This is a genomic window from Nonomuraea sp. NPDC047897 (genome assembly GCF_043204415.1).
Lineage (GTDB): Bacteria > Actinomycetota > Actinomycetes > Streptosporangiales > Streptosporangiaceae > Nonomuraea.
Genome location: NZ_JBIDCC010000004.1, coordinates 230,814 through 254,561, shown reverse-complemented (window position 1 = coordinate 254,561; position 23,748 = coordinate 230,814). Strand labels below are relative to the sequence as shown.

The 23,748-nt window shown below is 73.2% G+C and carries 19 protein-coding genes; 5 read left to right on the top strand and 14 right to left on the bottom strand.

Features of this window, described 5'->3' with window-relative positions; all coding sequences use genetic code 11:
• Positions 1-11: 11 nt before the first annotated feature.
• Entirely contained in the window at positions 12-1,907 is a 1,896-nt protein-coding gene (locus tag ACGF0J_RS11120) for a phosphotransferase family protein (RefSeq protein ID WP_393144395.1), read from the bottom strand.
• Positions 1,908-2,227: 320 nt separating this feature from the next.
• Here ACGF0J_RS11120 and ACGF0J_RS11115 point away from each other — a divergent pair, with 320 nt between their 5' ends.
• Positions 2,228-3,898 carry a protein kinase gene (locus ACGF0J_RS11115; protein WP_393144393.1) on the top strand — a complete coding sequence of 557 codons (1,671 nt, stop codon included), beginning with the start codon at positions 2,228-2,230 and terminating at the stop codon, positions 3,896-3,898.
• A gap of 43 nt (positions 3,899-3,941) precedes the next feature.
• Positions 3,942-4,700 carry a polysaccharide deacetylase family protein gene (locus ACGF0J_RS11110; protein ID WP_393144391.1) on the top strand — a complete coding sequence of 253 codons (759 nt, stop codon included), beginning with the start codon at positions 3,942-3,944 and terminating at the stop codon, positions 4,698-4,700.
• Here ACGF0J_RS11110 and ACGF0J_RS11105 read toward each other — a convergent pair.
• Positions 4,646-5,878, bottom strand: a complete 1,233-nt coding sequence (locus tag ACGF0J_RS11105) for an MFS transporter (protein ID WP_393144389.1) — start codon at positions 5,876-5,878, stop codon at positions 4,646-4,648. The genes ACGF0J_RS11110 and ACGF0J_RS11105 overlap by 55 nt on opposite strands.
• On the bottom strand, positions 5,878-6,960 hold the full coding sequence (locus tag ACGF0J_RS11100) for an alkene reductase (protein ID WP_393144387.1): 1,083 nt from the start codon (positions 6,958-6,960) through the stop codon (positions 5,878-5,880). Before ACGF0J_RS11100 ends, ACGF0J_RS11105 begins: the two co-directional genes overlap by 1 nt.
• 73 nt (positions 6,961-7,033) lie before the next feature.
• Between ACGF0J_RS11100 and ACGF0J_RS11095 the strand changes: the two genes are divergently transcribed.
• Complete coding sequence (locus ACGF0J_RS11095; RefSeq protein WP_393144385.1) at positions 7,034-9,766, top strand: ATP-binding protein; 2,733 nt, start codon at positions 7,034-7,036, stop codon at positions 9,764-9,766.
• A 94-nt stretch (positions 9,767-9,860) separates the two neighbouring features.
• Here ACGF0J_RS11095 and ACGF0J_RS11090 read toward each other — a convergent pair whose 3' ends face one another.
• Positions 9,861-10,733: an NAD(P)-dependent oxidoreductase gene (locus tag ACGF0J_RS11090; RefSeq protein WP_393144383.1), complete on the bottom strand. Its 873-nt coding sequence runs from the start codon at positions 10,731-10,733 to the stop codon at positions 9,861-9,863.
• A gap of 97 nt (positions 10,734-10,830) precedes the next feature.
• Between ACGF0J_RS11090 and ACGF0J_RS11085 the strand changes: the two genes are divergently transcribed.
• Positions 10,831-11,427 (top strand): TetR/AcrR family transcriptional regulator, encoded by a 597-nt coding sequence (locus ACGF0J_RS11085; protein ID WP_393144381.1) that lies wholly within the window; start codon positions 10,831-10,833, stop codon positions 11,425-11,427.
• A 59-nt stretch (positions 11,428-11,486) separates the two neighbouring features.
• Here ACGF0J_RS11085 and ACGF0J_RS11080 read toward each other — a convergent pair whose 3' ends face one another.
• The gene (locus ACGF0J_RS11080) at positions 11,487-11,960 is read right to left on the bottom strand and encodes a carboxymuconolactone decarboxylase family protein (protein ID WP_393144379.1); all 474 of its coding nucleotides are present in this window, start codon (positions 11,958-11,960) and stop codon (positions 11,487-11,489) included.
• A 217-nt stretch (positions 11,961-12,177) separates the two neighbouring features.
• Between ACGF0J_RS11080 and ACGF0J_RS11075 the strand changes: the two genes are divergently transcribed.
• The gene (locus tag ACGF0J_RS11075; RefSeq protein ID WP_393144377.1) at positions 12,178-13,128 is read left to right on the top strand and encodes an RNA polymerase sigma-70 factor; all 951 of its coding nucleotides are present in this window, start codon (positions 12,178-12,180) and stop codon (positions 13,126-13,128) included.
• Between the two features lie 38 nt (positions 13,129-13,166).
• Here ACGF0J_RS11075 and ACGF0J_RS11070 read toward each other — a convergent pair whose 3' ends face one another.
• Genes ACGF0J_RS11070 through ACGF0J_RS11030 form a run of 9 tightly spaced genes read right to left on the bottom strand, consistent with a single transcriptional unit; the run spans position 13,167 to position 23,650 of the window.
• A complete protein-coding gene (locus ACGF0J_RS11070; protein ID WP_393144375.1) occupies positions 13,167-13,424 on the bottom strand; it encodes a Txe/YoeB family addiction module toxin in 258 nt (85 codons plus the stop codon).
• Positions 13,421-13,672, bottom strand: coding sequence for a type II toxin-antitoxin system Phd/YefM family antitoxin (locus ACGF0J_RS11065; protein WP_393144373.1), 252 nt, complete (start codon positions 13,670-13,672; stop codon positions 13,421-13,423). Before ACGF0J_RS11065 ends, ACGF0J_RS11070 begins: the two co-directional genes overlap by 4 nt.
• A gap of 50 nt (positions 13,673-13,722) precedes the next feature.
• Entirely contained in the window at positions 13,723-15,099 is a 1,377-nt protein-coding gene (locus tag ACGF0J_RS11060; protein WP_393144371.1) for an L-serine ammonia-lyase, read from the bottom strand.
• Positions 15,096-15,659, bottom strand: a complete 564-nt coding sequence (locus tag ACGF0J_RS11055) for a sarcosine oxidase subunit gamma (protein ID WP_393144369.1) — start codon at positions 15,657-15,659, stop codon at positions 15,096-15,098. The genes ACGF0J_RS11060 and ACGF0J_RS11055 overlap by 4 nt, the downstream gene beginning before the upstream one ends.
• On the bottom strand, positions 15,652-18,465 hold the full coding sequence (locus ACGF0J_RS11050) for a 2Fe-2S iron-sulfur cluster-binding protein (protein ID WP_393144367.1): 2,814 nt from the start codon (positions 18,463-18,465) through the stop codon (positions 15,652-15,654). Before ACGF0J_RS11050 ends, ACGF0J_RS11055 begins: the two co-directional genes overlap by 8 nt.
• Positions 18,462-18,740, bottom strand: a complete 279-nt coding sequence (locus ACGF0J_RS11045; protein WP_393144365.1) for a sarcosine oxidase subunit delta — start codon at positions 18,738-18,740, stop codon at positions 18,462-18,464. Before ACGF0J_RS11045 ends, ACGF0J_RS11050 begins: the two co-directional genes overlap by 4 nt.
• A gap of 9 nt (positions 18,741-18,749) precedes the next feature.
• Complete coding sequence (locus tag ACGF0J_RS11040) at positions 18,750-19,982, bottom strand: sarcosine oxidase subunit beta family protein (RefSeq protein WP_393144363.1); 1,233 nt, start codon at positions 19,980-19,982, stop codon at positions 18,750-18,752.
• Positions 19,979-21,235 (bottom strand): serine hydroxymethyltransferase, encoded by a 1,257-nt coding sequence (gene glyA, locus ACGF0J_RS11035; RefSeq protein ID WP_393144361.1) that lies wholly within the window; start codon positions 21,233-21,235, stop codon positions 19,979-19,981. Before glyA ends, ACGF0J_RS11040 begins: the two co-directional genes overlap by 4 nt.
• A 12-nt stretch (positions 21,236-21,247) precedes the next feature.
• On the bottom strand, positions 21,248-23,650 hold the full coding sequence (locus tag ACGF0J_RS11030) for an FAD-dependent oxidoreductase (RefSeq protein WP_393144359.1): 2,403 nt from the start codon (positions 23,648-23,650) through the stop codon (positions 21,248-21,250).
• Positions 23,651-23,748 lie beyond the last annotated feature (98 nt).

Sequence of the window (23,748 nt, the reverse complement as noted above, 5' to 3'; positions counted from 1 at the left end):
GGGCGACCTGTCTAGGCGTCGTCATCCCTGCTCCGGTTCCACAGTTTGAGGAAATGCTGCCGGAGGGCTGTCATGTCCGGGTCGCGGGCAACCTGGCTTTCGAGGTCGTCGGAATTCCGCCAGTAGAAGTCGAAGGTCTCTTCAAGAAGCGTGCGCGCGTGCAGCCCGCCGGTGTCGAATTGCAGCTCGAACGAGTCGAAGAGCACCTGCTGGCGGCGGACCCGCCTGGCCCGGAAGTACGGCTCGAAGAACAGCGCGCCCTCCGCGAGCAGGATGGTGGCGATCAGGCCGAACCTGGCCAGCCGGAGCTCGATGAGCGACCCGAACTGCTCGCGCAGCATCCGGTAGCCCTCCAGGCTGTCGTCGCACTTGCGCTGGAGGTCGCCGTAAATGCTGTACGCGTTGCCGGGCCGCGCTTCGTAGCTTTCGGACATGCCGTAGTACTCGGGCAGAGCCGGGTTGCAGACGACGACCTGGAGGCTGCTGCCCGCCGCCAGGACCTCGTGCACCTCGGGGTTGAACGTGCCCCGCGGCGACAGGTAGGACTGACCGGTCTCGGCCAGGAGGCGTACCGTCGAGGTCCTGGCCGCCGTCTCGCGCAGCGCCGCCTTCTTGGCGTCGTTGCGCTTCCTGTTGACCGCCCGCTCGGAGCCCCTGGTCGGCACGTACGCCGCCCGGCAGTGCAGCGCCGCCGCCAGGATCTGGGGCGCGGTCGAGATCCAGGCGGAGCCGAGGTCCGCCCCGGACAGGTTCCGGCGCAGGGCGCAGATGGTGTAGACGAGCGAGGCGGGATCGACGCCGACGTCGCCCACGGTCGCGCTGGCGATCCAGCGGGTGCGCTTCAGGCATTCGGCGAGCAGGAACCAGCGGTACATCATCAGCGCGCCCGGCCGGGTCATCGCCGGAAGCGCCTGGTAGACGGCCTGCCGCCAGAGCTTGACGCACCGTATCTGCCGGTGGTCGGCGAGGCGACTGGCGCCGAACTCGAGCTCGTCGCGCAGAAGGTGCCCGACGGCGTCGGCGAGCCGGCCGCGGTCCAGGTTGCCGTTGTCCTCGCCCGCCGGCGTGGTCCGGAACAGCAGGTCGATCTCGAACCGGGCGAGGTCCTCGAAGACGTGTCCGGGCCGGCCGTTGCCGAAGTCGATCAGGTCGATCTGGGCGTGCACGGAGTCGATGAGGATGTTGGCGAACCTGGCGTCGCCGTGCAGGGTGCGCCGGTCGGGGACCGGCGCCACGCGGATCGACTCCGTCGTGCTCTCCCACCAGAGCCGGAAGTCCACCAGCTCGGGCAGATCAGGGCAGAACGCGGCGGCGGTGTTGAGCGTCGCCAGGATGCCCTGGTCCCACGCCAGCCGTGGCAACGCCTCCACCAGAGGCTGGGACGCCGGTCCGGGGAGTCCGGCGCGTTCCTCCGTGAGGATTTTGGCCACCTTGCGCAGGCATTCTCTGATGGTCATCTCCGACGGCGCCTGGTCGCGGTTCGCACTCCATACGTAATTCTGCAGAAACCCCTCGAAATCGCTGTAATGCTCGATCTCCTCGAAGGTCCGGCCGCCCACATAGCGGTAGGCGATGGCGGACCAGAGCGCGGTCATGTCGTCGAGTTCGATGTCGATCGGGCCGTGGATCTCGCTCAGTCCGTGTGCCTGGAGAGCCGGATCCACGGCGGCGAACTCGCGACGGTAGGCGTGTTCGGCCCGGATCTCCTCGGCGGGGCCGGCTTTGAGGACGATCGGGTCGAGCCTGTCGAACCAGACCAGCGCCACCAGCGAGCCGCTGTATCCGCCGGTGAGCAGCCGGATCACGGGGCGGCCGGCGAGATCGTCCGGAACGTGCTCAAGGAGAACGGCGGTGAGCCGCCTGATGTCGCTGTTGGAGACCCGGGAGTGACGGCCGATGATCCTCAACGTTCCCCCCAGCGTAAAAGGCCCTTCAGGCGTGTCCGTAATGGAGGAATTGCTCGGCGCCCCGCGGCGATGTTACGTCGGATTCATTAAGCACGCCAGCCACATTGTCGAATATGCCGCACTGCGGCTATACGGCCCGTTTCTCCTGGATATCGACGCGCCGATGTCCGAAAATGATGGGTCACGCGCTTTTATGAGGCGGAGCGCTGCGGCTTTTACGGTGCTGCCATATGATTTGCCATGGCTTGCGGGGGTTGGGGGCGTTCCTGGCGCGGGCGGTTCGCTGAACTGTCCGGGTTCGTGGCTCTAGGCTGTGCGCTGTGACTTCCGGACGTATCGTCATCGACGACCGTTTCGAGCTGATGGAGCGGTTGGGCAGCGGCGGCATGGGCACGGTGTGGCGTGCCTACGACCTGGCCCTGCACCGCGAGGTGGCCCTGAAGGAGGTCCGTCCGTCCAACTCCCCGGACGACGATCCCGGCAGGGCGCGGATGATGCGCGAACGCGTGCTGCGCGAGGCGCGCGCCCTCGCCAGGCTGGATCACCCGAACGTGGTGACGATCCACCACATCGTGGACACTCCCGCGATGGCGCACCCGTGGATCGTCATGGAGCTGGTGCGCGGCCAGTCGCTGCAGGACCGGCTCGCCCAGGGGCCGCTGGCGCCGGGCGAGGCGGCGCTGCTGGGGCGCGGCATCCTCGCCGCCCTGCGCACCGCACACGGGGCGGGCATCCTGCACCGTGACGTGAAGCCGGCGAACGTCCTGCTGCGCGCCGACGGCAGCCCCGTCCTCACCGACTTCGGGATCGCCGCCATGCAGGACGCTCCCGGACTCACCTCCAACGGCGACGTGGTCGGCTCCCCCGAGTACATCGCGCCGGAACGGCTGCGCGGCCAGGAAGGCAACCCCGCCTCCGACCTTTGGTCGCTGGGCATGCTGCTGTACGTGGCGGTGGAGGCCCGGCACCCCATGCGCCGCGACACCCCCATCGCCACGCTCGCGGCCGTGCTGAACGGCCAGATCCCGCCGCCCGTGCGGTCGGGGCCGTTGACGCCCGTCCTGCACGCCCTGCTGCGGCCCGACCCGGCCGCGCGCCCATCCGCCGCCGACCTGGACCGGATGCTGGCACAGGCCGCCGAACAGGCGTCCGTGCCGCCCGCCCGGCCGCCGGGGCAACCCATGCGGCCGCAGGGACCGTTCCACGGGCCGGGCCAGTACGGGGTGCCCGGCTCACCGACGCAGCCGCCGTTCCCGAGACCCGACAAGCACCCGGGCCACCACCCTGGCCACCACCCGACCGGCCCGACGGCCCTGTCCCGGCGCGGCCGCGGGGCCCGCGCGCTGACGATCGCCGCAGTGGTGGCGGTGGCGGGCGTCGTCACCACGGCGCTCGTGGTGGTCCCCCAGTTACTGGAGCGCACCCCCACGGACACCCACCGCCCGAGCGTCAACGCGGATCCCGGCACGACGACTCCTCGCACGACTCCCGGCACGGCCTCGCCCGAGCCGAGCGCCGAGGAGACCACGGACGAGCCCGCCCCCGAGAACCTGCTCACCCCCGCCGGCATGCGCCACGTCGTCGCGGCGCTGAAGAAGGCGTCGGGCGGCGACCGGTTCTTCGAGATGACGGTGTATCCCGAGCACGCCTCGGCCGAGATCCCCGTCAAGGGCAAGCCGAAGCTGTACGACCGCTACTCCTACCGGAACGGCCAGGTCACCCGCGACACGGGAAGCACCGTGAGCTTCGGCGACAAGGCGGCCGCCTTCGACGTGTTCGACTGGTCCGTGCTGCCGAAGGTGCAGCGGGCGGCGGAGCAGCGGCTCAACATCGACAAGCCGACCTCGCGTTACGTGATCGTGCAGAGCGCCTGGACGTTCGCCGACGACCGGCCGACCATCCTCTACTACCTCAGCGACGAGTACGGCGGCGCGTACCTCGCCGCCGACCGCGGGGGCAAGGTGGTCAGCGTGTACGCGCGGGAGGACTGACCCCCCTAGGCTCTTCAAGATCGTTGGACTGAGGGGAGCCTTGATGAGACGGTGGGCGATCCGGGGGCTGGTGGTGCTCCTGGTGGTGGCGCTCGGCGCCGCCGGCCTGTACAAGCTGGTCAACGCGCGGACGTTCCAGCTCGCGGGGGAGCTGACCGCGCGGGTGAAGACCGGCGAGAAGGTCGTCGCCCTGACCTTCGACGACGGGCCGGACGAGCACGCCGGCGAGCTCGTCGACCTGCTCGCGGCCGAGCGCGTGCGGGCGACGTTCTTCGTCGTCGGGTCGCAACTGGCGGCCCACCCCGGGACGGCGGAGGCCCTGGTGGCGGCGGGCCACCAGTTGGGCAACCACACCTTCACGCACCGCAGGATGGTGTTCGTCTCCCCCGGCACGGTCGCCGCCGAGATCGAGCGGACCGACGCGCTCATCCGCCGGGCGGGGCAGCGGGGTGACATCCCGTTCCGGCCGCCGACCGGCAAGAAGCTCCTCTCGCTGCCCCTCTACCTCTCCGAGCACCGGCGGCACACCGTGATGTGGGACGTCGAGCCGGACTCCGGCCGCTCCCCGGCACCCGCCGAGATCGCCGCCATGGTGCGCGAGCAGGTCCGGCCCGGGTCCATCGTCCTGCTGCACCCCTGGTACTCCAGCGGACGCGACACCCGCGCGTCGCTCAGGGCCACCATCGCGGGGCTGCGCGCCGACGGCTACCGCTTCGTCACGGTCGCCGAACTCCTGGCGCTGCGGGATCAGCCCACCAGCAAGGTGGCGATCGCCGGGCCGAAGGCGGCGCCGAGCAGGTAGGCGAGGTTGAACAGGCCCATCGCCGCCGGCCGTGCGTCGTCCGGCACCGCGGCCCCGGCGCGCGTCGCGAACGCCCCCTGTCCCGAGGAGGCGGCGACCGAGGTGAACGCCTGGGCGACGAGCAGCACCGCCGGGACGGCGCTCAGGCCGGCCAGCGCGACCCCGGCCCCGCCCAGCGCCGGGAACCCGACGACCAGGAACCGGAACGGCGCCCGCGCGGTCGCCGCGATCACCAGGTAGGAGGTCAGCCCCCCGAACAGCATCGGCCAGGTGATGGCCAGGCCCACCTGCCCGCTGCTCCAGCCCGCGTCCCCGACGAGCAGCGGCGGCAGCGCGTACATCATCCCGAAGTTGGCCACCGCCAGCAGGAACGCCGTCCCCGCCGAGGCGAGGAACACGGGGGCCCGCACCACCGCGGCCGGCACGAACCCGTCCAGCCTGGCCCGCAGCCACAGCCCGAACGCCACCCCGGCGACCACGGCGGCGACGACCGCCACCTGCCAGGCGTGCGGCACGAAGACCAGCGCGGTGACCAGCGCCGTCAGCAGCACCGCGCCCGGCAGGTCGAACCGGGCGCCCGACAGCGCCGTGACCGGCCGCCGGCGCAGCACGGCCGGCAGCGCGAGCAGGCTCAGCGCCGGCAGCGCCAGCGCGCCCCGCCAGCCCAGCAGGCCCGCGACGAGGTCACCGACCAGCGGCGCGGTGGAGCCGACCGTGGCCAACGAGGCGGTGACGAGCCCCATCGCCCGGGCCGAGCCCGTCAGGCTCATCGCGATCGTGGTGAACCCGGCGGTGCCGACCCCCTGCAGGGCGCTGCCTGCCACCAGCGCCGGCAGCGTCGGCGCGGCCACCGTGAGGACCGCGCCGAGCAGCACCAGCGTGGCTGAGACGGCCAGCGCCGTACGGGCGCCGCGGCGGCTCTGCAGGCCGGCCATCAGCGGGGTGCCGACCGCGATGGCCCAGCCGAACGCCGTGACGATCCACGTCGCCGTGGCCGTCGGCAGCCCGAGGTCGCGGGCGACGGCGGGCAGGACCAGCGCCGGCCCGGCGATGCCGAACGACAGCGGCCCGGCCAGCAGCGCGAGCCACGCGGCCGGCACCCCGCCGCCGGACGCAGCCGCCTCGCGGGCGTGGGCCCGCCCCTGCTCCGGGGGGACGGCGCGGGTTCCGCCGGCCATCAGAGGTCACCCGCCGTCAGCGTGGGGTAGTCGGTGTAGCCGCGGTGGTCGCCGCCGTAGAAGGTGGCGGGGTCGGCCTGCGTGTACGGGCCGCCGGCGGCGATCCGGGCGGGCAGGTCGGGGTTGGCCAGCCACAGCCGCGCGAACGCCACGGCGTCGGCGAGGCCGGAACGCAGCGCCTCGACCCCGTCCTCGGGGGTCGCGGGACCGTCGCCGCTCCACGGGTGCGGGTTGAGGATCAGCGTGCCCGGCCATTCGGCGCGCAGCAGCTTGGTGATGTCGCGCGTGTCGTTCTCCGAGACGTGCAGGTACGCCAGGCCCAGCGGGGCGAGCGCGCGGGCCAGCTCGGTGTAGAGGATCTCGCTGTCGCTCTCGGCCATGCCGTTGTAGGTGATGCCGGGCGACAGGCGCATCCCGGTGCGGGCCGGGCCTATCGCGTCGGCGACCGCCTGGGCCACCTCGACGGCGAACCTGATGCGCCGCTCCACGGAGCCGCCGTAGGCGTCGGTGCGCCGGTTGGTGTTGTCCGACAGGAACTGGTGGATCAGGTAGCCGCTCGCGCCGTGCAGCTCGACGCCGTCGAACCCGGCGTCCATCGCGAGCCGTGCCGCCTGCGCGAAGTCCTCGACGGCGCGGGCGATGTCCACCATCGTCATCTCGCGCGGGGTGGGGTGGTCCAGCATGCCGTCGGCGGTGTAGAGCTGCTCCCCGGAGGGGATCGGCGACGGCGCGATCGGCAGCTCGCCACCCGGGTAGAGCACGGGGTGGCCGATCCGGCCGGAGTGCATGAGCTGGACGAAGATCCGCCCGCCGCGGCGGTGCACCTCGTCGGTGACCCGCCGCCAGGCCGCCGCCTGCTCCCGGGTGTGCAGGCCGGGGGTGTCGATGTAGCCCTGCCCGAGCGCGCAGGGCTGGGTGCCCTCCACGATGATCAGTCCGGCCGCGGCGCGCTGGCCGTAGTACTCGGCGGTCAGCTCGCCGGCCAGACCGCCCCGGCACCGGCTGCGGGTCATCGGCGCCATGACGAGACGGTTGGGCAGATCCAGGTCACCCACGGTCACGGGCTCGAACAGCTCTCTCACGTCGGTCTCCTCGCTTGCAGGGTTGTCTGCGCTGGTCCGACGGTATGAAGGAGGAATTACGCAGCGAATCGGTATGGTTTCCGTACTTACGTACGGGCGTTGCGGCATAGGTAGTTACGGAGCGGGGGCGCTGGTGCTGTACGGCAGGGCGGGTGAGCAGACGGCGATCCGGGACCTGGTCGATGCTGCGCGCGCCGGCCGCAGCGGCGGCCTGGTCCTGCGCGGCGAGCCCGGCATCGGCAAGTCGGCGCTGCTGGCGTGGGCCGCCGGGCACGCGCAGGACGCCGGCCTGCGGACGTTGCGGGTCACCGGCATCGAGGCGGAGGCCGACCTGGCGTTCGGCGGGCTGGTGCAGCTCATCTGGCCGGTGCAGGAGCGGCTCGACGCGCTGCCCGGCCCGCAGGCCGACACGCTGCGCGCGGTGCTCGGCTCCGGGGAGCGGGCCGGACGCGACCGGTTCCTGTCGGGGCTGGCGGTGCTGACGCTGCTGGCGGAGGTGGCCGACGACGGCCCGCTGCTCTGCCTGGTGGACGACGCGCAGTGGCTGGACCAGGCGAGCGCCGACGCGTTGCTGTTCGCCGCGCGGCGGCTGACCGCCGAGGGGGTGGCGATGCTGTTCGCCACGCGGGAGGAGGGCTTCGCCGCGGCCGGGCTGCCGGAGCTGCGGCCTTCGCGGCTGTCGCCGGAGGACGCGGCGCTGCTGCTGGAGCAGCGGGGACTCGCCCCCGCCTCGCCGGAACAGGTGATCGAGCGGTCGGCGGGCAACCCGCTGGCGCTGATCGAGTTCGCCGCGGCGCAGCGCCGCTACCACTCCACAGCGGGGCCCATGCCGGTGCCGGACCAGGTGCTCGCCTCCTTCCGGACACGGATCGGGCAGTTGCCCGAGAGGACCCGGCTGATGATGGTGACGGTCGCCGCCGAGGGGCGCGGCCACCTGACGACGCTGCTGGGCGCCGCCACCGCGCTGGGAGTGGGGCTGGACGACCTGGAGGAGGCCGAGAAGGCCGGGCTGGTCGAGGTGGGCGGGAACGTCGTCGCGTTCCGGCACCCGCTGGTCGGCACCGCCGCCTACCAGGCGGCGCCGCTGGCGCGGCGGGTCGCCGTGCACCAGGCGCTGGCCGATGCGGCCACCGACGACACCTGCCGGGCCCGGCATCTCGCCGCCGCGACCACATCGGTCGACGAGGGCATCGCCGCGGAGATCGTCCGGGCCGCCGAACGGGACCGGGCCCGTGCCGCGTACGCGGCCGCCGCCGGGCTGTACGAGCAGGCCGCGAACGTCACGCCCGACGTGCGCGTCCGGGCGTACCGGCTGGGCGAGGCGGCGTCGCTCGCGCTGTCGGCGGGGCTGGCGGCGCAGGCGGCCGAGCTGGCCGGACGGGCCGAGCAACTGGTGGACGACCCGGAGTCGGCGGCCCGGCTTGCACCGGTGCGGGCCGCGGTGGAGTTCGAGCTGGGCGAGCGGCGGGTCGCGGCCCGGCTGCTGGTCGACCGGTCGGCGGACGCGGAGCCGGACGCGGCGGCGGCGATGCTGCGCACCAGCGCCGGGTACGCGTGGTTCAGCGGTGACCGGGAGGCGATCCGGGACGCGGCCGAGCGGCTGCGGGCGCTGGGACGGCCCGACCCGATGGTGCTGGGGATGGCGTACCTGGTGGCCGAGGACTACGCGCGGGGGCTGCCGTTGCTGGCGGAGTTCGTGGCGGGCGCGCGCCGGGCGGCGCCCGACCTGCTGACCGGCTCGACGGAGCACGACGAGGACGCGGCCCTGGCGTGGGGCGCCTACTGCGCGATGATCCTCGGCGCCGACGCCGACGCCGCGGAGCTGGCCGAGGCGCAGGTGGCGCACGGCCGCAGGCACGGCCTCGTCGGCGCGCTGCCGCAGGCGCTGCAGGACCTGGCCGGGGTGCAGGTGCAGGCGGGGCTGCACCGGGACGCCGAGGCGTCCGTGGCGGAGGCGCTGCGCATCATCCGTGACACCGGGCTGGATCAGCGGATGGCGCGGCTCAACTCGGTGCTGGCCCGGGTCGCCGCCATCGAGGGCGACGAGGAGCGCTGCGCGCGGCTGGCGGCCGACGAGCCGGACACCAGCGGCATGGCAGGACTGGCGGCGCTCAGCCTGCTCGACCTGGGGCTGGGCCGTTACGAGCCGGCGCTGGAGCGCCTGGAGGCGGCGGGCCGGGGGCCGGTGCGGTACGCAACGGGGCTGCTGGCGGCCGCCGCCGACCAGGTGGAGGCGGCGGTGCGGCTGGGCCGGCCGGACCGGGCCGAGGAGCCGCTGCGCAGGTTGGAGGCGTGGGTGCGGGCGGGCGGGCAGCCGTGGGCGCGGGCGCTCGCCGCGCGCGGCCGGGCGCTGCTGACCGACGACGAGGACGACTACCTGCGCGCTCTGCGGGCGCACGAGGACGCCGGCCGGCCGTTCGAGCGGGCCCGCACCGAGCTGCTGTACGGCGAGTGGCTGCGCCGCGCCCGGCGCCGCAGCGACGCGCGGGTGCCGCTGCGCTCGGCGCTGAAGACCTTCGACCGGCTGCGTGCGGCGCCCTGGCTGGACCGTGCCCGGACCGAGCTGAAGGCGACCGGGGAGTCGCTCGTCCCGGCCGAGCCGACGGCCGCCAACCCGCTGGACCGGCTCACCAGCCAGGAGCTGCAGGTCGTCCGGCTGGCGGCCGGCGGCGACACCAGCCGGGAGATCGCCGCGCAGTTGTTCCTCAGCCCGCGCACCGTCGAACACCACCTCTACCGGGCCTTCCGCAAGCTCGGCATCCGGTCCCGCCGCGACCTGCCGCGCCTCGACCTCGACCTCGCCTGACACGACCGCGCCTGACGCACGCTCGCCTGCCAGGACCCCGCCTGACGCGACCCCCGCCTGACGCACGCTCGCCTGGCGGGGCCCGCGTGCCCGGTCAGGCGGGGTCGCGGGCCTCGATCGCGTGCAGGACGGCCACCATGTCGGACCCGCCGTGACCGAGCGCGACGGTCTCGCCGAACAGGGCGTGGCAGACGTCCAGCAGGGGCGACGCCACCTGTGACGCCCGGGCCGCCTCGGCGATCAGGCGGTTGTTCTTCAGCACGTCGAGGGCCGCGGCCTGGACGGAGAAGTCGCGGTCGAGCAGCTTGGGCGCCTTCATCCGGGAGACGCCGCTGGCCATCGGGCCGGCGTCGAGGACGTCGAGGAACAGCCGCCGGTCCAGCCCGTGCCGGTCGGCGAGGTGGAAGGCCTCGGTCAGGCCGGTGACCAGGGTGATGAGGAACAGGTTGACCGAGAGCTTCATGAGGATCGCGTTCGGCACCGGCCCGCAGGCGAACATCTCGTGGCACATCGGCCCGAGCAGCGGCCGTACCTCCGCCACGGCGGCGGCGTCCCCGGCCAGCATCGCCACCAGCCGGCCGGCCTCGGCGGGGGCGCGGGACCCCGACACGGGGGCCTCGACGAACCGGCCGCCGACCGCCCGGACGTCGGCGTCGAGCCCGCGCGAGTAGCCGGGCGACGTCGTGCCCATGTGCACGACGGTGCGCCCCGCGACGTTCGCGGCGAACTCGGGGGTGCCGCGGCCGAGGACGGAGTCGACCGCCGCGTCGTCGGCCAGCATGACGATCACGACTCCGGTCCGCCGGAAGACCTCTGCGGGGTCGGCCGCCACGGTGGCGCCGGCCGCGCGCAGGGGTTCGCAGCGCTCGGCGGTGCGGTTCCACACGACGAGCGGCGTCCCGGCCCGGGCCAGGTTGAGCGCCATGGGCTGCCCCATGACGCCGAGGCCGACGAAACCCACATCCATGGCCACCTCCAGTTCCTGCTATGACAGTTGTCATGATAGATCGGAACTATGACGAGCGTCATGATGGCCGTACCGGAACGGGCGGGCGGAGGGTGAGATGACGAGCTCCGACCGGGGACCCCGGGAACGGATGGTCTTCAGCGCCGCCCAGCTCATCCGGCGTGACGGGGTCGCGGCGACCGGCGTGCGGGACGTGGTGGCGCACGCGCAGGCGCCACGAGGGTCCGTCCAGCACTACTTCCCCGGCGGCAAGGAGCAGCTCGTCAACGAGGCCGTGGAGTGGGCCGGCCGCTACGCGGCCCGGCGCGTCGGCCGCTTCCTGGCCGCCATGGCCGAGCCGTCGCCGAGCCGGCTGTTCGCCGCCATGGCGGGCCAGTGGATCGACGAGTTCGACCGGACCGGCTTCGCGGCGGGAGGCTGCCCGGTCGCCGCGGCGACGGTGGACCGCGCCCACTCCAGCCCCTCGACCCGGGCCGCCACCGCGGCCGCCTTCGCCCGGTGGACCGGCCCGGTCGCCGCGGCGCTGGCGGGCATGGGGGTGCCGGCCGACCGGACCGGGTCGCTGGCCACACTCATGATCAGCTCACTGGAGGGCGCCATCCTGATCGCCCGCGCCGAACGTGACGTCCGCGCCCTGACGACCGTGGTCCGGGAACTCGGCCCCTTCCTGGACGCCTGCGTCACCCACCCGTAGCCGCCGCGGCCCGGTCACCGCAGCCCGGCCACGGCAGCCCCTCGGCCGGCTCCCGCTCGTCACCCGTGCCCGCCGGGCCGGTAGTGACCGGCCGGCTGCCGGGTGACGACGTTGATGCGGTTGGCGGCGTTGATGAAGGCGATCAGGCACACCAGGGCGACGAGCTGGTCCTCGTCGTAGTGCTCGGCGGCTGCCGCCCAGGCCTCGTCCGTGACGCCACCGGCGGCATCCGCGATGCGGGTGCCCTGCTCCGCGAGCTCCAGGGCGGCACGCTCCGCGTCGGTGAACACCGTGGCCTCCCGCCAGGCCGCGACCAGGTTGACGCGGACGGCGCTCTCCCCGGCGTGCGCGGCGTCCTTGGCGTGCATGTCGACGCAGAACCCGCAGCCGTTGATCTGGCTGGCGCGCAGCGTCACCAGGTGCTGCGTCGCGACCGGCAGCGTCGACTCCGTGACCGCCTTGCCCGCCGCGGCGAGGTACTTGAAGATCTTGCCTGCGAACGGGTTGCCGAACAGGTCCACACGAGCATCCATCGCGCACTCCTTGTTGTCGTGGCTGGTCGACCATGAGATGCCGGCGACCCGATCCTCGTGACAGCACCGCCTGTATGACCTGCGTCACAGTCGCGCCTCCCGGCTCCCCGCACGGCCGTCCTCGTGCCGTCCTCGTGGTGTCGTGGTGTCACAGAACGGCGGGGTCCGGCGTCTTGTGGGTGACACTCAGTCGGGAGCCGGCAGGCAGGAGTCATCCATGGCGGACGTTGCGAACCACGGTGCGAACCACGGTGCGAGTGACGGTGCGGGCGAGCGGGAGAGCGGCCACTTGGACCTCGCCACCGAGGCGTTCGTCGCGCACCGCAACCTGCTCTTCACCGTGGCCTACGAGATGCTCGGCTCGGCCGCCGACGCCGAGGACGTCCTGCAGGAGACCTGGCTGCGGTGGGCGGGCGTCGACCTCGACACGGTGCTGGACCAGCGCGCGTACCTGATCACCATCACCACTCGGCAGGCGCTCACGCGGCTGCGCACGCTCGGCCGGCGCAAGGAGTCCTACGTCGGGCCGTGGCTGCCCGAGCCGCTGCTGACCACGCCGGACGTGGCCGAGGACGTCGAACTGGCCGAGAGCGTCTCGATGGCGATGCTGCTGGTGCTGGAGACGCTGCAGCCGACCGAGCGGGCCGTGTTCGTGCTGCGCGAGGTGTTCGCCCTGGCCTACGACGAGATCGCCGAAGCCGTCGGCAAGAGCCCGGCCACGGTCCGCCAGATCGCCCACCGGGCGCGGGCCCACGTCACCGCGCGGCGCCCGCGCGGGATCGTCTCCCCGGACGAGACCCGAGGGGCGTTCGAGGCGTTCCAACGGGCGGTCGAAACGGGCGACCTGCAGAGCCTGATCGACATCCTCGCCCCCGGTGTCGTCGTCCTGACTGACGGGGGCGGGATCAAGCAGGCCCTGCTGCGGCCCGTCGTAGGGGCCGACAGGGTGGCTCGCGTGTTCGCCGCCGGCCTCCACACGGCCGGTGCCGCCATGTCGTTCGAGCGGGTGCAGGTCAACGGCGGTCCGGCGCTGCTCGTCCGACTCGACGGGGAGATCGACGGCGTCATGGCGGTGCGGATCGAGGACGGCCTGGTCGCCGGGCTCTACTACGTACGCAACCCCGAGAAGCTGACGCGGGTGGCACAGGAGACCACCATGAGCCGCTGAGTCCCATGCAGGCGGGGCCTCCGGCGCGCGCTGAGCCGCTACTCGTAGTGATACCTGGCCTGCATAATGACGAGCTCGCCCCTGTCGACCAGATACACCAGGCGGTGCTCGTCGGTGATGCGGCGTGACCATACGCCCGCCAGTGCGTACTTGAGCGGCTCCGGCTTGCCGATGCCCTCGTAGGGATCGCGCAGGGCGTCCTCGATGAGCCGGTTGATGCGCTTGAGGAGCTGACGATCGACTGTCGGCCAGTGGACGTAGTCCGCCCAGCCCTGGCTGGTGAAGGCGACCTTCACTCGTCATCCAGCAGTTCGTGACGCTCGTGACGCCCGTCGACCGCCTCCCGGTGGGACTCGATCAACCGGCGCGCGTTGGCAGGCGAGCGAAGCAAGTAGGCCGTCTCCTGGAGGGCTTCGTACTCCTCGGCGGCCACCAGATAGGCGCTGCCGCTCCTGGAGACGATCTCCACTGCGGTGCGGTCGTTGTTGACCTCTTCGATGAGCGGGAACAGACGACGGCGCGCCTCGCTCGCGGTGATGGACACAACCCCACCTCCAGAGTGGTACAGCTTCACGGTACCACTCGAAGGGCCGTTCAGCATTCGATGACGTTGACGGCGAGGCCGCCGCGTGAGGTCTCCTTGTACTTGTCGAGCATGTCGCGGCCGGTGTCGCGCATGGTCTTGATGGCCTTGTCCAGGGACACGAAGTGGCGGCCGTCGCCGCGCAGCGCGATGCGGGCCGCGGTGATCGCCTTGATGGAGGCCACCGCGTTGCGCTCGATGCACGGGATCTGCACCAGCCCGCCGACCGGGTCGCAGGTCAACCCCAGATTGTGCTCGATGCCGATCTCCGCGGCGTTCTCCACCTGCTCCGCGGTGCCGCCCAGCACCTCGGTCAACCCGGCCGCGGCCATCGAACACGCCGAACCGACCTCACCCTGACAACCCACCTCGGCCCCGGAGATCGACGCGTTCTCCTTGAACAGCACCCCGACCGCCGCCGCCGTCAGCATGAAGCGGATCACGCCCTCGTCATCGGCCCCCGGCACGAACCGCGCGTAGTACGTCAGCACCGCCGGGATGATCCCCGCCGCGCCGTTCGTCGGGGCGGTGACGATCCGCCCCCCGGCCGCGTTCTCCTCGTTGACCGCCAGGGCGAACAGCGACACCCAGTCCATCGCCTGCAAAGGGTCCGTGCCGGAGGTCTCGCTCTGCAACCGGCGATGCAACTGGTTGGCCCGCCGCCGCACCTTCAGCCCACCCGGCAGCACACCCTCCTTGGCGATGCCCCGCCGCACGCACTCGGACATCACCCGCCACAGGGTGAGGATCCCGGCGCGGATCTCGGCCTCGCTACGGCCGAACGCCTTCTCGTTCTCCAGCATCAGGCCGGAGATCGACAAGCCCGTGGCCGAACACTGCTTGAGCAGCTCCTCGGCCGTCGTGAACGGATACGGCAACACCGTGTCGTCAGGCTTGATGCGGTCGGCCCCGGTGGCGTTCTCGTCCACCACGAAGCCGCCGCCGACGGAGTAGTACACCTTCTCCCGCACCACCGTGCCGTCGCCGGAACGGGCGGTGAAGCGCATGCCGTTGGGGTGACCGGGCAGCGAGATCTTCCGCTCGAAGACCAGGTCCTGCCCGACGACGAACGGGATCTCCCGCAGCCCGAACAACAGCAGCGTGCCGGAGGCGCGCATCCCGGCCAGCCGCTCCTCGACGCCGTCCACGTCCACGAGTTCGGGCTTGTCGCCCGACAGGCCCAGCAGGACGGCCTTGTCGCTGCCGTGCCCCTTGCCGGTCAACCCCAGCGACCCGTACAGGATCGCCTCCACCCGCGCCACCCGCTCCAGCAGGCCGTCCTCGTGCAGGCCACGCGCGAACCGGTGCGCCGCGGCCATCGGCCCGCCCGTGTGCGAGCTGGACGGCCCAATCCCGATCTTGAAAAGGTCGAAGACGCCGATGCTCATCGCAGGTGTTCCACCGCCGCGTCGAGCAGCCACTCCGCCAGGTACGCCGCGAACGACGACCTGACCAGCACGTGGAAACCGTCCGGCCGCGGCAGCAGGACCACCTGGGCGCGCGCCAGCGTCGTCTGCGCGCACCGGCCGGGCCCGAACACGCTCGGGTGCAGGTCGAGCGCGCAGCCGTGGGCCAGCAGGTCACCCGCGCGCGGCCCGCCCACCAGCAGGGTCGTGCGCTGGGCCGACACGTCCACGACCGAGCCGGGCCGGTCGCCGAGGGCCTTGGCCAGCAGCTCGTGCCGGTGACCCGGCGGAGCGATCACCAGCCACTCGTCCGGGCCGAGCCAGGCCACGGTGACGTCCCCGGCGGTCACGGCGGTGCACGGCTCGACGGGAAGCGGCGCCCCCAGCACGTCGCCCAGGTCGCGGGCGGCCGGGCCGGCCGGGTCCACCCGGAGGTTCACCTGGGTGCGGAACGGCAGCTCCGCCAGCCGCAGCGGCCCGCCCTCCGACGCGGCGGCGAACCGGCCGGCGAAGGCGGCGGCCGGGCTCCTGCGTTCAGCCATCACGGCGCGCTCCTTCCGGGTCGTACAGGACGTGCGAGGTGACGGTGACCGGCGCGAGCGTGCCGCCGACCGGCGCGTACAGCCGCTCGCCGATCCGGCCGTGGCCGCCCTTGACCAGGGCCAGCGCGAACGTGCGGCCCAGGGCGGCGCTGCGGTAGCTGGAGGTGACGTGGCCGAGCGTCGGCACGGGAGGCTCCGGCAGGACGTCCGCGGCCACCAGGTGGACGCCCTCGGGCAGCAGCAGGCCGGGGTCGTCGGGCAGCAGGCCGACGAGCTGTTTGCGGTCCGGCCGCGAGGTGTCGGCCCGCGCGTGGGAGCGCTTGCCGACGAAGTCGGGCTTCTTCTTCGACACCACCCACGCCATGCCGAGGTCCTGCGGGGTGACCGTGCCGTCGGTGTCCTGGCCGACGATCGGGTAGCCCTTCTCGGCGCGCAGCACGTGCATGGTCTCGGTGCCGTACGGGGTGACGGCGCCGGTGTCCATGATCGCCGTCCACAGGCGCAGGCCGTCCCACGACGTGACGTTGATCTCGTACGCCAGCTCGCCGGAGAAGCTGATCCGGCACACCCGCGCCGGGATCCCGGCCACCTCGGCCTCCCGCCACGTCATGAACGGGAAGTCGTCGGCCCGCACGGCCAGGCCGGGGGCGAGCCCGGCGAGCACGTCGCGCGAGCGGGGGCCGACCAGGGCGACCGTGGCCCACTGCTCGGTGACCGAGGTGCAGTGCACCCGCAGCGACGGCCACTCGGTCTGCAGCCACTCCTCCATCCAGTCGAGCACGGCGGCGGCGTTACCGGTCGTGGTGGTGACGAGGAAGTGGTCGTCGGCCAGCCGGACGACGGTGCCGTCGTCGAACACCATCCCGTCGGGGCGGCACATCACGCCGTAGCGGATCGTGCCGACCTTGAGCGTGCTCATCAGGTTGGTGTAGAGCCGGTCGAGGAACTCGCCCGCGTCGGCCCCGATGACGTCGATCTTGCCGAGGGTGGAGGCGTCCATCGCGGCCACGCCCTCGCGGGCCGCACGGCACTCGCGCAGCACGGCGGTCTCCATGTCCTCGCCCGGGCGCGGGTAGTACCAGGGGCGCTTCCACTGGCCGACGTTCTCGAACAGCGCGCCGGCCGCGACGTGCCACTCGTGCAGCGCCGTGACCCGGACCGGGTCGTGCAGCGCGCCGCGGTCGCGGCCGGCCAGCGCGGCGAAGCCGACCGGCAGGTACGGCGCGCGGAACGTGGTGACGCCCAGCTCGGCCACCGGCACGCCCAGCGCCTCGGCGACGACCGCGGAGGCGAGCAGGCCGGAGGTCTTGCCCTGGTCGTGGGCCGTGCCCGCGGTGGTGTAGCGCTTGACGTGCTCGACGGAGCGCAGGCCGGCGGTGACGGCCCGGTGCAGGTCGGCCACGGTCACGTCGCGTTGCAGGTCCACGAAGTGAGCCGTGTGATCGGCCGCGGGCACCACCCAGTACGGCTCCCCCGTGGGCTCCGGCTCTGGCGCCGCCTCGGGCACCCGGGCCGCCCCGGAGGTGGCTCGGGTGCCGGCGCCGGTGCCGTCCGCCAGACAGCCGGCCAGGGTGAACACGCCCCTGGCCGCGCCCGCCACCTCGACGGCCTGCCGGCAGGCGTCCGGGACGAGCGTGCCGAGCGCGTCGTCGTGGCGCAGCGTCCCGCCCGCCTGGCTGAACAGGTGCAGGACGGGGTTCCAGCCGCCCGACACGAGCAGCAGGTCGGCGTCGAACGAGCGCCCGCCCGCGCCCGCTGCCGGCACGTCGTCGCGGGCGGCGACCGCCACCGAGGAGACCTCGCCGTCGCCGTTCGCGCCCGTCACCACGTGGCCGGCCAGCAGCGCGATGCCGCGCTCGCGGGCCCGTTCGGCCCAGTCCGCGCCGGGCGCGGGCCGCACGTCCACGATGGCGGCCACGTCCACGCCCGCCTCCGCGAGGTCGAGGGCGGCGGCGTAGGCGGAGTCGTGCGCGGTGAACACCACGGTGCGCCGGCCGGGCAGCACGCCGTACCGGTGGGCGTAGGCGCGGGCGGAGCCGGCCAGCATGACGCCGGGCAGGTCGTTGCCCGCGAACGCGATCGGCCGCTCGTGCGCGCCGGTGGCGAGCACCACGCGCCGCGCCCGGATGCGCCACACGCGCTCGCGGGACACGTGCGCGGGCGCCGCCGCGCCGAGGTGGTTGGTGCGCCGCTCGACGGCGATCAGGTAGTTGTCGTCGTAGCAGCCGAAGACGGTGGTGCGCGGCAGCACGGTGACGTCGGGCAGCTCCGCCAGCTCGGCGACGGTGGCGGCGGCCCACGCGGCGCCGGGCAGGCCGGCCACGCTCTCTCCGGTGCCGAGCAGGCTGCCGCCCGGCTCGGGCCGCTCGTCGGCGAGGATCACGCGCGCCCCGCCGGCCGCCGCCGCGCGGGCGGCGGCCAGCCCGGCCGGTCCCGCGCCGACCACGAGCACGTCGCAGTGGGCGTGGACGGCGTCGTAGCGGGCCGGGTCCGGTTCGGCGGCCAGCCGGCCCCGGCCGGCGACGCTGGTGGCGGCGAGCCCGTCGTACAGCTCGACGGTGGTGGCGAGCAGCATCGGCTCGGGGAACGGCGCCTCGATCTGGACGACCGCGCTGGGCTCCTCGCTCCCGGCGGAGAACACGCCGCGCGGGCGGCCGAGCTTCACGCTGGTGGCGACCCGGTGGACGCCGGCCGCGAGCAGGGCGGAGGCGAGGGTGTCGCCGGGGTGGCCGGTGTACTCCTGCCCGTCGAAGGTGAAGCGCAGGGTCCGCGACCGGTCGATCCGGCCGCCGCTCGCGCGCCTCACGAGGTCACCGGCCGGGGCTCGCCCACCCGGTAGACGGCGTGGATCTCGTTGGTCGCGGTGTCGCGCACGGCGTTGAACCAGCGGCGGCAGCCCGCGGAGTGGCTCCAGCGCTCGGCGAAGGCGTCTTTGGGGTTGTCGCGGAAGAACAGGTAGCGGGCCCACTCCTCGTCGGAGAGCGCGGCCGGGTCGTCGGGGTAGGCGACGTGGGCCTGCCCGCCGTAGTGGAACTCGGCCTCCTCGCGTGGGCCGCACCAGGGGCATGGGATCAGCAGCATGTGACGTCCTCAGTGCGCGACCGCGGCGGCGCCGTGCTCGTCGACGAGCGCCCCGGTGACGAATCGGTCAAGGGAGAAGGGGGCGTTGAGCGGGTGCGGCGCGTCGTTCGCCACCGTGTGGGCGAAGCACCAGCCCACGCCGGGCGTGGCCTTGAAGCCGCCGGTGCCCCACCCGCAGTTGAGGTAGAGGCCGTCCACGGGGCTCAGCCCGACGATGGGCGAAGCGTCCGGTGAGACGTCCACGACGCCGCCCCAGGTGCGCAGCACGTGCGCGCGGGCGAAGATCGGGAACAGCTCCAGCGCCGCCGCCATCTGCCGCTCGATGATGTGGAACGCGCCCCGCTGCCGGTAGGAGTTGGCCGCGTCGATGCCCGCCCCCATCACGAGTTCGCCCTTGTGGGCCTGGCTGACGTACACGTGGACGGCGTTGGACATGACGACCGTCGGGTGGACGGGTTCCAGCAGCTCGGAGACGAGCGCCTGCAGCGGGTGGCTCTGCAGCGGCAGGTCGATGCCGGCGGTCGCGGCGACGACGGACGTGTGGCCGGCGGCGCACAGCGCCACCCGGCCCGCCGCGATCGTGCCGCGCGTCGTCTCGACGCCGGTGACCCGGCCGCCGCTCACCCGCAGCCCGGTGACCTCGCAGTTCTCGACGAACTCGACGCCGAGCGCCGCCGCGGCCCGGGCGTAGCCCCAGGCGACGTGGTCGTGCTTGGCGATGCCCGCGCGCGGCTGGAAGGTGGCGCCGAGCACCGGGTAGCGGACGTCGGGCGAGACGTCCACGATCGGGCAGACCTCCTGGACCTGCCGGGGGTCCAGCCACTCGGCGTCCACGCCGTTGAGCCGGTTGGCCTCGACGCGGCGGACGCCGTCGCGGACGTCCTGGAGGCTGTGGGCGAGGTTGAGCACGCCGCGCTGGCTGAACAGCAGCGGGTAGTCCAGCTCCGCCTCCAGCCCCTCCCAGAGTTTGAGCGCGTGTTCGTAGATGCCGGCGCTCTCGTCCCACAGATAGTTGGAGCGGATGATGGTGGTGTTGCGCGCCATGTTGCCGCCGGCCAGCCAGCCGCGCTCCAGGACGGCGACGTTCGTGATGCCGTGGTTCCTGGCCAGGTAGTAGGCGGTGGCCAGGCCGTGGCCGCCGCCGCCGACGATGACCACGTCGTAGGAGCGTTTCGGCTCGGCGGCGGTCCACAGCCGGTCGGGGTGCTCGGGCAGGTCCGCGCCGGGCGGGCGGGGCGTCATCGGAGCCCGCCGTACAGGGGGTGCTTGCCGGCGAGGGCCTCGACCCGGCCGCGCAGGAACGTCAGGTCGGCCCCGGCGGTGAGGGCGGCGGCGATGACGTCGGCGACCTCGCGGAAGTCACCGGCGGCGAAGCCGCGCGTGGCCAGCGCGGGCGTGCCGATGCGCAGCCCGGAGGTGACCATCGGCGGGCGCGGGTCGAAGGGCACGGCGTTGCGGTTGACCGTGATGCCGGCGGTGTGCAGCCGGTCCTCGGCCTGCTTGCCGTCCAGCTCGGACTCGCGCAGGTCCACCAGGACGAGGTGCACGTCGGTGCCGCCGGTGAGCACCCTGACGCCGGCGGCGACGGCGTCGGCGGCGAGCAGCCGGTCGGCGAGGATGCGCGCGCCCTCCAGCGTGCGCCGCTGCCGGTCGCGGAACGCCTCCCCGGCCGCCACCTTGAACGCCACGGCCTTGGCGGCGATGACGTGCTCCAGCGGCCCGCCCTGCTGGCCGGGGAACACCGCCGAGTTGATCTTCTTGGCGAGGTCGGCTGTGGACAGCACGACGCCGCCGCGCGGCCCGCCGAGGGTCTTGTGCGTGGTGGTGGTGACCACATGGGCGTGCGGCACGGGCGAGGGGTGCAGGCCCGCCGCGACGAGCCCGGCGAAGTGCGCCATGTCCACCATGAGGTAGGCGCCCACCTCGTCGGCGATCCGGCGGAAGGCGGCGAAGTCGAGCTGCCGGGGGTACGCGGACCAGCCGGCGATGATCAGCTTGGGCCGGTGCTCGCGGGCCAGCCGCTCGACCTCGTCCATGTCCACCAGGTGGTCGCTCGCGCGGACGTGGTAGGAGACGACGTCGTAGAGGCGTCCGGAGAAGTTGATGCGCATGCCGTGGGTGAGGTGGCCGCCGTGGGCCAGGTCGAGCCCGAGGATCGTGTCGCCCGGCTCCAGCAGGGCGGCCATGGCGGCGGCGTTGGCCTGGGCGCCCGAGTGCGGCTGCACGTTGGCGGCCTCGGCGCCGAACAGCGCCCTGACCCGGTCGACGGCGAGCTGCTCGACCACGTCGACGTGCTCGCAGCCGCCGTAGTAGCGCCGGCCGGGGTAGCCTTCGGCGTACTTGTTGGTCAGGACGGAGCCCTGGGCGGCCATGACGGCCAGCGGGGCGAAGTTCTCGGAGGCGATCATCTCCAGTGTGGAGCGCTGCCTGGCCAGCTCCGCGCCGATCGCCGCGTGCACCTCGGGGTCCAGCGCTTCGAGCGGGGTGTCGATCATGTGCGTCCTTTCCTAACCGCGCAGCCGGGTCATCGCCGGGTCGAACAGGGGCTCCTCGGCCACCACGGCCTCGACCCGCCGGTCGAAGTAGCCGAGGTGGAGCCTTCGGCCCGGGGTGGCGAGCGAGGCGGGCAGCCACGCGTAGGCGATGGCCCGGCCGATCGTGTGGCCGTAGGCGGCGCTGGTGACGTAGCCGACGGGCCGGTCGCCGTCGTACACGGGCTCCCTGCCCATGACGACCTCGTCGGTGAGCAGGCAGGCGAGCCTGCGGGTGACCGACTCCTTGCGGGCGAGCAGCGCCTCGCGGCCGATGAAGTCGCCCTTGTCGAGCTTGACGGCGAAGCCCAGCCCGGCCTCGTAGGGGTCGTGCTCGAAGGTCATGTCGGTGCCGAAGGAGCGGTAGCCCTTCTCCAGGCGCAGGCTGGTGAAGGCGCCCCGGCCGGCGGCGATGACGCCGTGGTCGCGGCCCGCCTCCCAGAGCGTGTCCCACAGTTTCAGGCCGAGGTCGGCGGTGGTGTAGATCTCCCAGCCCAGCTCGCCGACGTAGGAGAGGCGGAGCATGGTGACGGGCACGTTGCCGATGTGGGTGCGGGTGCCGCGGAAGTAGCGCAGCGCCCTGAGGTCGGCGCGGGTGAGCGGCTGGACGAGGTCGCGCGCCTTCGGGCCCCACACGCCGACGCAGCAGGTGCCGGGGGTGAGGTCGCGGACGAACACGTCGGCGGGCCGGTGCCGCTCGAACCAGTCGAGGTCGAGGTTGCCGTTCGCGCCGACCTGGAACTCCTGGGGGCCAAGCCGGGCCACGGTGACGTCGCTGCGGATGCCGCCGTCCACGTCGAGCAGCAGGCAGTACGTCACGGAGCCGACGGCCTTGTCCACGTCGCCGGTGGTGAGCCGTTGCAGGAAGGCGACGGCTCCCGGGCCGCCGACCTCCAGCCGCTTGAGCGCGGTCATGTCGTACAGGGCGACGTTCTCGCGGGTGGCCTGGGCCTCGGCGGCGACGATCGGCGACCAGTGGCGGGCCGCCCAGTCGCCCGGCGTGGGGATGTCGCGGCCGGCCACCAGGGGGGCGTTGGCCTCGTACCACTGCGGGCGTTCCCAGCCGGACGCTTCCAGGAACGTCGCGCCGAGCTCCCGCTGCCGGACGTGGAAGGGGCTGGTGCGCAGCGGGCGCGGCTCCTCCATCGGCTGGAGCGGGTGGATGATGTCGTAGACCTCGACGTAGTTCTGGCAGCCGCGGGCCCGCACGTAGTCGGGGGCGATCTGGTGCGGCTCGAACCGGTTGACGTCGCACTCGTGCAGGTCGAAGGAGCCGCAGTGGCCGTCCACGAGCCATTCGGCCATGGCCCGGCCGACTCCGGCGGAGTGGGTGACCCAGACGGCCTCGGCGACCCAGAAGCCGGCGACGTCGCGCGACTCGCCCAGCAGCGGCAGGTGGTCGGTGGTGAAGGAGAACAGCCCGTTGATGCCCTCCTCGACCTTGGCCGAGCGGGTGGACGGCAGCAGCCGTCGCGTCTCGGTCCAGGCGTCGGCGAAGTCGTCGGGGGTGAAGGTGAGCACCGAGGGCATCACCTCGGCCTCGTCCACGGACAGGATGTCGTCGGCGCTGACGGGCATGGGGCGGTGGCCGTAGTAGCCGATGCCGAGGGTGTCGAAGCGCTCGCGGTAGTAGAGGTCGGCGTCCTGGTGGCGCAGGATCGGCCGGGACGCCTCGACGGTCTGCCCGGCCAGGTCGGGCACCTGGCCGGTCCAGGCGAGCTGGTGGGCGAGCGGGACGAGCGGCAGTTCCATGCCGACCATGCGGGCGACCTTGGGCCCCCAGATGCCGGCGCAGCAGACGACGATGTCGGCGGGGAGCTCGCCGTGGTCGGTGACGACCGTCTTGACCCGGCCGCCCTCGGTGGTGATGTCGAGCACCTCGTGCCTGGGCAGCACCCGGACGCCGCGGGAGCGGGCGCGGGCGAGCTGGGCGTCCACGGCCTTGACTGCCTTGGCCAGGCCGTCGGTGGGGATGTGCAGGCCGCCGAGCACCGTGCCGGGGTCGAGCAGCGAGTGGCGGGCGACGCTCTCCTCCGGCGAGAGCAGGTGGGTCTCGATCCCCCAGGAGGCCGCCCAGCCGTGGCGGCGATGCAGCTCGGCGAGCCGTTCGGGGGTGGTGGCCACTTCGAGCCCGCCCACCTGGTGGAAGCTGTCCAGTTCGACGAACTTCTCGACGGTGTAGCGGGCCATCTCTGTCATCGTCTTGGAGCCGTTGATCTGGAAGACCAGACCGGGGGCGTGGGAGGAGGAGCCGCCGGTGGCGGGTACGTCTCCCTGGTCGACGACGGTGACGTCGGTCCAGCCGCGGGCGGACAGCTCGTCGGCGAGAGCCGCGCCGACCACTCCGGCGCCGATGATGACGACGCTAGGGCCCGTCATAGCCACCTCCGTTGTTGCGAAATATGCAACCAAACGCGCTTTTCGCAACAAGCGTCGCTTGCTCCGTTCCGGGTGTCAAGGGGGTGTTCTGCCGGATT